Origin of the sequence: Comamonas sp. F1-6 (genome assembly GCF_039581415.1) — a bacterium.
GTDB classification, from domain to species: Bacteria; Pseudomonadota; Gammaproteobacteria; order Burkholderiales; family Burkholderiaceae_C; genus Comamonas; species Comamonas thiooxydans.
In genome coordinates, this window is sequence record NZ_JBCPWN010000046.1 from 1 (window position 1) to 8646 (window position 8646).

Sequence of the window (8646 nt, forward strand, 5' to 3'; positions counted from 1 at the left end):
CAGAAGTAAAGGATGTGCGCATGGTGTGCTCCCTGTAGGTTTATCCGGCATGGGCGAGCAGTGCCTATGGACATGGCAGGCCAAGCTTATACCGCTGAGCCAGGCGCCTTCCACGGTGCCGTTGTGCAGCCAGTCACCGCACATCCCCAAACTGGCAGCCGCGTCTCACCAGGAGCCCATGTTCAGCGGGTTGGCCGTGTCGGCATAGCGCCAGCGGTGGGCCGTCACCTGCACGCTGGCCGGATCGGGGCCGCCCAGTTTCGCAAAGGCCTTTAACAGGACAGCTGTTACTGAGGCCTCCTCAAATGCGTCCTCGAATCTTCGCGCCACTCAAAAGTCGAGAATCCCCCTCACGGAGGTCTCAACATGAAGAAGTCCAGATTCAGTGAAGCGCAAATCGTCGGCATCCTCAAGGAGGTTGAGCTAGGCGCCAAAGTCGGTGACACCTGTCGCAAACATGGCATCAGCGATGCCACGTACTACAAGAGGAAGAGCCAGTATTCAGGGATGTCTGTGCCGCATCTGGCCCAGATGCGGCAGTTGCAGGAAGAGAACGCCAAGCTCAAACGCATGTATGCCGACTTGGCACTTATGCACCATGCGCTAAAGGATGTTGTCGAGCGAAAGCTCTGACCCCGGAGCGTCGGCAATCCATCGTGCATGCGCTTATGAGCGAGCACCGCCTAAGTCAGCGCAGAGCTTGCCAAGCGGCGGGCCTGGCTCGCTCAACGCTTCGATATGCACGTGTGGTCTGTGACGACTCCGGGGTAATCGACTTCATCCAAAGATACGTGGCATTGAATCCTCGCCACGGGTTTGGGCTGCTTTACGCCAGTGCCCGCTATCAAGAACAGCTCTGGGCAAGACTGTGCTTTGGCGTGTGTATTGCCAGCTCAAACTGAACCTGCCCAGGCGAGGCAAGAAACGTTTGCCGCAGCGCATCAAGCATCCCTTGGAGGCAGCCTCAACACCGAACCAGGGCTGGAGTTGTGACTTCATGTCCGATGCCCTGTGGTCAGGAAGACGGTTCAGAACCCTCAACGTCATTGACGACTTCAACCGGGAGTGCCTGCGTATCGAAATTGATGCCAGCTTGCCTGCAGCTCGGGTGGTACGAGCCTTGGAGGAGCTCACTGAGGTCCGTGGGGTGCCGCAGTGCATTCGCCTGGACAACGGGCTCGAGTTCATCGCCCAGGCCTTGAAGCAATGGGCGCAGGATAAAGGCATAGCGTTGAACCACATTCAGCCAGGCAAGCCGACGCAGAACGCTTACGTAGAACGTTTCAACAGAACCTATCGCACGGAGGTGCTCGACTGCTATGTCTTTGAATCTCTGCAGGAAGTGCGCTCGATGACCGAGGACTGGCTGCATTGCTACAACCACCATCGTCCACATGAATCGCTGGGCCGGATTCCGCCGGTCGCGTATCGTGTCAAACGTTTCCCCAACCTCTACTTTTAGGTAGTGCAGGAAAGCGAGGATGCTTCTCCTGTGACAAAAGAAAAAGCCCGCAAGCAGTTGCTGCGGGCGCGAATAAAAAGCCGGTGACCTATTTGGTCATGCCTGGGCAAGTTGAGGAAGTGAAAGGAGTCTGTGACCCCAGGCCCGGCAAAACAGGTACGTGACGCAAATTTTGCCCAAAGAGAGTGATGGAATCAAGATGTGCGTGGGCTCATAAACAGGCTCTGCCTTATCTGGCGTGACCACTTTCGCTAAAGGCGCTGAAGCCACACCGCACTCCCAATTGTCGCCAGCCCAGGCGAATTCCTGAGTTGCCGTACCTGCTTAAGCGGTCACGCCGGATGGCCCTAAATTCAGGACAAAAAAAGCCACCTCGTGGGTGGCATAAGAGGCTCCACCTACGTCCTAATAGCTGGGCCCAACGCGAATGCTACTGGAATAATTTCACGAGGGGCAGGCTTTTGCTGCTCAATACATTTCGAAGTGCGTTGGCGCGTACATTTCCGCGCTGTGGTGGCTCCGGTAGAGTCCTGCCACATGCTCGCAGCTCATCGCACAAGCGCATCAAACAGGAAAAATCCGCCTAGAAGGCTGCATGCTGACGAAATCGAAGACGTTTGGTTCAGTGGTGTGTTGGCAAGTCTTCGACGTTGCATATTTCGACGCACAGACGAACTTTGTGGCCGATGTTCGAGCCACGTATGTCCCAAATAAAATGAAGTGCATCCTTTACACGTAGGAACTGTCCTGTCTGGGGCTCAGGGTGCCATCTAGCATTTCTAAATCCATTCCAACTCATCTTGTCTCCGACGGCGAAGGGGTGAAATGGTGTTGATGACTCAAGGTGGACGACCGGTTCGCTCTTAATTGAGTCCTGTGAAATTTCAAGGTGATAGGTAATGGGGCGTACTAGCATCTTTGCCTCAGCTTGGCTTGAAGTTCTCTGCCGCATAAGCTTGCTCTTCGTGCATTTGCATGCATAGAGTGCTTTCATTGATTTTTGCTTGAAGCACTCAGCGCCACTTCCGCAAATTACACGCGAAGCATTCATTCGTCATGTTTAGGAAAGTTGCTGGGCCATCTAGTGTTACCACTGTTGCCACGACGCGAAAGCCGCGCCGTGCTCTTGATAGATGGCTAGCCCAAGCCCATTCCTGAACCGCCGTGCCTGCGTGAGCGAACACGCCAGATGGTCTTCTCGGGGAGCGCTGCATGCTACTTCGTGCAGAAGGCCGGTAACCCTGCAAGCAGGTGCCAAGACTGGTTTGCTGGAATTGCTAAAGCACTGTGGGAGGCTCAACGTAGCTGCAGAGAGCGTGCTTCTTGATATCAAGCGTGGGAGAGCAGTTCGTTTCCCATAGAGCTTGCCCGCGGCAGGTCTTGATCAAGTTTTTCGCTTTGGCAACTTCGTCTTCGTTTTCGAGCCTGTCCTCTATAAAGTTCTTGAAGTCCTTATCCTGAAGCATTTCCACTAGGCTTGCGGTGTGCGTGTTGACTTCATAGACAAATGGTTTCTTGCCTGGATAGGATGCTAACTCACCTTGACGAAAGCCCACAAATCCGCAGACAGCATCGCCGTTCTTTCCCAACTTCACATCTTTGAACTCGGCATGCTCAGGGAAAGCAAGCAGCCGCCTGGCAGCTCGCCTGGCCTCAAGTTTGTGGCTCTCCTCATTCGTGCAGGAGACAAGGACGAAGCCTGAAATGGCGATCGATATGCTGATAGACAGCATTGATGGACGCATAGCTATTCCAGTATTGATTTGGCTAAGCCGGGACTTCGCAACGGTCACAGACACGATTGCTAGTTGGCGTTGGATGTTAGATGAATAGCTAGATCAAGCCGAATTCAAGCGGCTTTCACGGAGATTGCGGTGGCGCTCGGGAAGCGCTTCAGGGCATCTTCAAGTGCGGCGCATGTGCTTGGGAATAGGGCGGTGTAGCAGGCTCCTGCTACTTTGATGATGCATCGCTTCAATGAAATCTCCTTGAGTCTGTTGAGCTCTTATGAGGTTATCGGTTGATATGTATCAAACTGAAACATTAAAAGTGAAGCAGTTAAGATAGTCTTCGAAGGCTACGGGCAGCAGTACGGCCGTCTAGGTGAACGTATCGGCTTCAGCTACAGTCTTGATATCCACGATGTCGAGCTTGGCGTCCTTCGGCTCTTCATCTCCAGACTTCAGGTAAGCCGATGCGGCTGCATTTCTTTAACTAGCTCTTCTCATGTCTGCATGAACCCCACAGACACGAATCTGCTGAGCTTTGGCCAAGCAAAGTTGATGGCAGTGCAACTGCATCAACGACAGTGGTGCCGCTTGTACCCGTATCTACACCCAAGCAGCACGTACTAGACGTAATGTTAGCTAAGGGTGTCAGCAACGCCCACATACACGAAGTTATCGGTGGCCCCTGTTTCGTAAGAACACTGCTGAAAAACAGCGCCCGTAAGCGCCGTCAACTGGATGTGAGCCGTCAAGATACTCAGGAGTAGTCCCTCCATTCAGTGGGGCGCATCGCCATTTTCTGAGAAGACCCTACAGTATGGGGACTTTACGAGTACATCGACCAGAAGTATTCCCGTCCCATCGACCGCAATCATCACTCTCATGGTGTTGCGGTCGATTTCAAGGGAGACCCCATATTTCAGTTAAGGCTCGTTTGGGGCCTCAAACAGGGGGCTTGCTTATTTGGGAAGCAATACCTTGTCGATAACGTGAATCACACCATTGGATTGATAGACGTTGGGAATGGTCACCGTGGCCGTGCCTCCTTTTTCATCCGTTAGCATGATTTTCTTATCGCTGGACTGGGCCGTCAGGGTGCCGCCACTGACTGTTTTGATCATGGCCTTGCCTTTGCCGTCCTTGATCATCTTGCTGAGTGCTGCGGCATCCCATTTACCAGGGACGACGTGGTATGTGAGGACCGTGGTCAGCATAGCTTTGTTTTCAGGCTTGAGCAGCGTATCGACGGTGCCAGCGGGAAGTGCATCAAATGCGGCATTGGTCGGCGCAAAGGCGGTAAATGGACCGGGGCCCTTGAGCGTATCGACGAGGCCAGCAGCTTTGACCGCCGCGACCAGCGTAGTGTGATCCTTGGAATTGACTGCGTTGTCTATGATGTCCTTGGAGGGCAGCATGGGGGCTCCACCCACCATCACATCAGCCATTGCTGCGACGGATACAGCAGACATCGAGATAGCTAGGCTGAACGAGGCCAACTTACGTGCAGATTGAATCGAGAACATGGATGCTCCTTGATGTACAAGCCGAAAAATGCCGGCTGAAAGGAATACGCAACCACTTTCTGTCTGGATTCATTGAATTTCGCTATTTATGTTCTGCTGGCGATTCGTCGGGGGCACGGGTGTAAGGCAAGGCTGCCTGTGACGGCCGCTATGTTTGCTTTTGGAGATGTCGGCAAGTGGCTCATCAAGGCTTAACCGGTAGAAGTCTTAGATCTGGACGGCTCGGCCAATGAACTGAATGGGGCCAGTGGGTCGTCCAATCGGGGAGCCGCCATAGGGTTCCAGGGTCAGCTCAAACAATTGATTGGGCTGTAGGGGGGGGAGCTTGTCCACTGGAACCTCTATGGCCTCGCCTGGCTTTACGAGGCCAAGCGATACTGGAGCGCTCCAGCCATCAGCCTTGGTCCAGAACTGCAGGGATTTTTCTGCAGGAACACTATTGGTGCCTAACGGCACCAGACGCAGCCTGCCTTCTGTCTGGGCCTGCACGAGCCAGCCTGGAGATTGGTTCTGAGGCGCGGCCAACACCACGAAATAGCGCGGCGCTGTTGGAGGAGACGCTTCACGCACCACAAGAACAGCGGCCAGCACTGCTGTGGCGGCGAAACCTGCGCCCGTCAGGCTGCGCCATAGGGCGAGGCTGTCCCATTGCCACCAGCGTATTCGGGCTGGCACGACTCGAGGGCGGCTCGCTGGCGCGATGCTTGCGGCGATGCGCAGCCAGAGGCTGGCTCCTGGCTCCACAGGCTCGGCTAGCGTGGTCAGCGGCAACAGGCGCTGCTCCCATTCGTCCACTGCTGCGCGCAGGGCGGACTCGTAGGGAAGGCGCGCTTCAATAGAGCGACGCTCGCTTTCATCAAGCGTGCCCAATACATACTCTCCGGCCTGTGTATGCAGGTCGTCTGGAGGTTGTGGTTGTTGGGTTTCGCTGCTCATTGCATGCATTCCCGCAGTGCGCGCAGTCCGCGCTGAATCCAGGCCTTGACTGTGCCCAGGGGGGCTTTGACTCGCTCGGCAATCTCGCTGTGGCTGCAGCCGTCCACATAGGCGTGCAAAAGGCAGGCGCGGCGCGCTGGCTCCAAGCTATCAAGACAATGCCCCAGACGGCCAAGTGAGGCCTGTCGTGCAAGCTCATCACCACTTTCCTGCCAGGCCGCAAAAGCCGCTTGTGCGTCCAGGTGTGCTGTAGCCGGTTCATCCAACATGGTTTCTCGCCCGCTATCACGCACCCGATTTAGTGCAGCATGTCTTACGATGCTGCAAATCCAGCCTCGGCCAGCACCACGGCTGGCGTCGAAGCTCGATGCACGCTCCCAGATGGACACAAAAGCGTCGTGAAGCACATCCTCTGCCGTAGCGCGGTCACGAACTATTCTGAGAGCAACACCCAGCAGATAGCGTGTTTCGCGCTCATAGATGCTGCGCAGGGCTTCGCGATCACCTCGCGCACAGGCCTGAAGCGCAGCGTCATGGTCGAAAGCGTCGTCTTGGAGGGCGGCAGCAGGCGGCACAAATAGAAGGTCAGAAGGAAATAGAGGTAAATCCTTCGATCATTCTAGTCATGCCGTTGCAAAACCTTACATCGTGGGTTTCCAGAAGATGTAATCGGCCTGGTACTTGACCATGGTCTTCTGGCCTTTGGTGGCGGTGGTGCAGGGTTTGTCTGCAGGAGCAACACCCCCTTGGAGTGCGACGCGCTGGATGTAGCTCACGTCTACCAGCGCGCCGGCCCCCATGGCGGGATTGGCCTTTACCAATTGATAGGGCAAGCTGCCTGGGCTGGAGGGTGCGACTGCGAGTTGCGTAGCTGTGAGCTTGGATCCGTCATTGGCTTCCCAGGTTGCGGGAGGTCCGTAGTAGCGGCCCACAGTCTTGCCTGAGCGATCTTTCAACACTGCATCGGGACCGACGAAGACCCATTCGGTTTGGCCAGGTACGTTGGCCTTGTCCCGGCACTCATAGGTGATGTCGCCACTGCCAACCGTTTCCCAGGCTACCTTGTGACCGGCAGGAACCTGGATGGGAGCAGGCAGTGAAGCCTGAGAGAAGTTGCTGGCTGGTGACTTCATCGAGCCGCATGCAGCGAGCAGGGCTGCAGCGGAAGTGACGGCAGCAAAGGCGGCGAGGCGGTATGCGAAGCGAGTGGTCGACATTGAGATTCTCCAATTAGATCGGTTGGAAGGATTCACTGAAGCAGCACATTGCTTGTGTTGCTGCAGGTACTACCCACGAGATCGATGTTTGGATGCACCCGATACAAATTTTTTTGGAAATGTTCCGTGACGCTATAACTCGTGGCCGCTTTAGTAGCCTTCAACCAAAGGCATTTCCGTCCCATCGACCGCAATCATCACGCCCGTGGTGTTGGGGTCGATCTCTATTGGGACGCCCCACATTTCATTGGGCTTGGCGAAGGCGTTGACGATGTTGAACTGCCGCAACTCTTCCGGCGCCATCTTGATCAGCTTGGGATAGGCGTTGTTGTGAGCCTTCCAGTGCCGGAGGAACGTGTGGCAAACGCGCTTGTGGACTGTGTGGATCGGAGATTCATCGGTCATGGCCGGATTGTCTCAGAGCAGCTTTGCCATGGTGTCCGACTGGAAGCTCCGAGAAGCTAATGGTGAAAAGAGGTCAGGGGAGCTGTTGAGTAGTTGATTTAAACGGTATAAATGGTATGTCTAGTTTCTAAAGTGTGCGTTATGCCAGTCCGTAAACAAAAATCGTCAGAATCCAAGACCGTCACCGCGGCCGAGGCCGCCAGCACAGCAGCGGTACCCACAGCTCCTAAAGTAGAAGCTCCGGCTCCAGCCCCCGCTGTGGTGACAGCACCTGAGGTTGTTGAGGCAAAATCCAAGAAACCGAAGCTGGTGCGCGATAGCTTCACCATCCCGAAGGATGAATACGAGGGGATCGATGCGCTGAAACTGCGAGCTGCCCTGCAGGGACATTTGGCCAAGAAAAGTGAGCTGTTGCGGGCAGGTCTCAAGCTACTGTCCACTTTGGACGACAAGCAACTGCTTGTGGCTTTGGGGGCTGTGCCTTCGATCAAGACGGGACGTCCTGTCAAGACAGAAGAGGTGGCTCCTAGCCCTCGCAAAGTGTCGGCGAAGTCCAAAAAGGCAGTTAAAGCGTCCTAAGTTTAGGTGTGAAATGTGGCAGGAATTCCTGCCACATTGCGAACGATGTATCACCCGCTATCGTTAGTGCAAGTGGTGTTGAATCCAGCCACAGAGTAGGGTTTGGAGCTTTGTCAGGGGCATGTCGTGCAATGGCGCGGCGAGTGCTAACTCTTCGAGTTGCTGTAGGGCATTTGCGCGATTGATGCGCTGTTGTTTTGACAAACGCTCCCCCCGGTCCAGCAGCCTGTTGATCTCGAGCTGGTCGTGCTTGCGTCATGCATGAACGATCTCTTCTAGCCGCCACGCACACAGGTCGCTCTTTTGTCGGCCATGCTGAGCCATGTCTTGCACCGCGCGGCACAACTCCAGCAGCTCAATATGCTGCGCATCCAGTACAGGGTCGCGCACGCTCATACTGTACGACCATTGAGGGATGACTTTCATCGGCGAACTTCTTGCGCTCCCTGTACACAGTCACAGCACGAGGCCCACCAAATTCAATTTACGCGCTGCTTCAGCGGTTTATGTCATACCGGTGTGACGATCTCCAGAAGTTTTACCGATGCTTGCACTGAACAGTTGGCTTCAAGGCGACTGCTGCCGTTGGATTCCCGATTGGCGTCGTCAGCAGTGCTGCGCTTGTGGCTCAGAATGGTGCAGGGGAGCGCACCACACCTGCCGGGCCTAGCCCGAAATACACGAGGCCATCCTCACGGCTGGTCACCAGTAGCCATCCAAGGTGGGCTTCGCCTCTCAGTCGCCTTCAGCAAGAGGCATTTCCGTCTCATCGACCGCAAGCATCACGCACCCCATCG

General features: G+C 55.3%; 9 protein-coding genes and 1 pseudogene. 2 read left to right on the forward strand and 8 right to left on the reverse strand.

Annotated features, from left to right (window positions below; genetic code table 11):
- Positions 1-165: 165 nt before the first annotated feature.
- Positions 166-330: a hypothetical protein gene (locus AAIL66_RS24005; RefSeq protein WP_224650595.1), complete on the reverse strand. Its 165-nt coding sequence runs from the start codon at positions 328-330 to the stop codon at positions 166-168.
- A 36-nt stretch (positions 331-366) separates the two neighbouring features.
- Here AAIL66_RS24005 and AAIL66_RS24010 point away from each other — a divergent pair.
- Positions 367-1462, forward strand: a pseudogene (locus tag AAIL66_RS24010) (IS3 family transposase).
- A gap of 1277 nt (positions 1463-2739) precedes the next feature.
- Here the strand turns inward: AAIL66_RS24010 and AAIL66_RS24015 are convergent.
- The 6 genes from AAIL66_RS24015 to AAIL66_RS24040 all read right to left on the reverse strand — a co-directional run bounded on the left by AAIL66_RS24015 (position 2740) and on the right by AAIL66_RS24040 (position 7270).
- A complete protein-coding gene (locus AAIL66_RS24015) occupies positions 2740-3261 on the reverse strand; it encodes a hypothetical protein (protein ID WP_139032062.1) in 522 nt (173 codons plus the stop codon).
- An 887-nt stretch (positions 3262-4148) separates the two neighbouring features.
- A complete protein-coding gene (locus AAIL66_RS24020; RefSeq protein WP_343497931.1) occupies positions 4149-4712 on the reverse strand; it encodes a fasciclin domain-containing protein in 564 nt (187 codons plus the stop codon).
- Between the two features lie 207 nt (positions 4713-4919).
- Entirely contained in the window at positions 4920-5648 is a 729-nt protein-coding gene (locus AAIL66_RS24025; protein ID WP_343497932.1) for an anti-sigma factor, read from the reverse strand.
- The gene (locus AAIL66_RS24030) at positions 5645-6223 is read right to left on the reverse strand and encodes a sigma-70 family RNA polymerase sigma factor (RefSeq protein ID WP_343497933.1); all 579 of its coding nucleotides are present in this window, start codon (positions 6221-6223) and stop codon (positions 5645-5647) included. Before AAIL66_RS24030 ends, AAIL66_RS24025 begins: the two co-directional genes overlap by 4 nt.
- Before the next feature lie 66 nt (positions 6224-6289).
- Positions 6290-6865: a DUF3455 domain-containing protein gene (locus AAIL66_RS24035; RefSeq protein ID WP_012838009.1), complete on the reverse strand. Its 576-nt coding sequence runs from the start codon at positions 6863-6865 to the stop codon at positions 6290-6292.
- Between the two features lie 150 nt (positions 6866-7015).
- Positions 7016-7270 carry a hypothetical protein gene (locus AAIL66_RS24040; protein WP_034408231.1) on the reverse strand — a complete coding sequence of 85 codons (255 nt, stop codon included), beginning with the start codon at positions 7268-7270 and terminating at the stop codon, positions 7016-7018.
- A gap of 141 nt (positions 7271-7411) precedes the next feature.
- On the opposite strand from AAIL66_RS24040, the gene AAIL66_RS24045 reads away from it, so the two are divergent.
- The gene (locus AAIL66_RS24045; RefSeq protein WP_343497934.1) at positions 7412-7849 is read left to right on the forward strand and encodes a hypothetical protein; all 438 of its coding nucleotides are present in this window, start codon (positions 7412-7414) and stop codon (positions 7847-7849) included.
- A 255-nt stretch (positions 7850-8104) separates the two neighbouring features.
- Here the strand turns inward: AAIL66_RS24045 and AAIL66_RS24050 are convergent, their stop codons facing one another.
- A complete protein-coding gene (locus AAIL66_RS24050) occupies positions 8105-8275 on the reverse strand; it encodes a hypothetical protein (protein ID WP_156160271.1) in 171 nt (56 codons plus the stop codon).
- Positions 8276-8646: the final 371 nt, after the last annotated feature.

Bases quoted from the DNA above. Each gene is read 5' to 3' on its own strand.
- AAIL66_RS24025 (WP_343497932.1), bottom strand. From the start codon at position 5,648: ATGAGCAGCGAAACCCAACAACCACAACCTCCAGACGACCTGCATACA.
- AAIL66_RS24035 (WP_012838009.1), bottom strand. From the start codon at position 6,865: ATGTCGACCACTCGCTTCGCATACCGCCTCGCCGCCTTTGCTGCCGTC.
- AAIL66_RS24040 (WP_034408231.1), bottom strand. From the start codon at position 7,270: ATGACCGATGAATCTCCGATCCACACAGTCCACAAGCGCGTTTGCCAC.
- AAIL66_RS24050 (WP_156160271.1), bottom strand. From the start codon at position 8,275: ATGAAAGTCATCCCTCAATGGTCGTACAGTATGAGCGTGCGCGACCCT.
- AAIL66_RS24045 (WP_343497934.1), top strand. From the start codon at position 7,412: ATGCCAGTCCGTAAACAAAAATCGTCAGAATCCAAGACCGTCACCGCG.
- AAIL66_RS24020 (WP_343497931.1), bottom strand. From the start codon at position 4,712: ATGTTCTCGATTCAATCTGCACGTAAGTTGGCCTCGTTCAGCCTAGCT.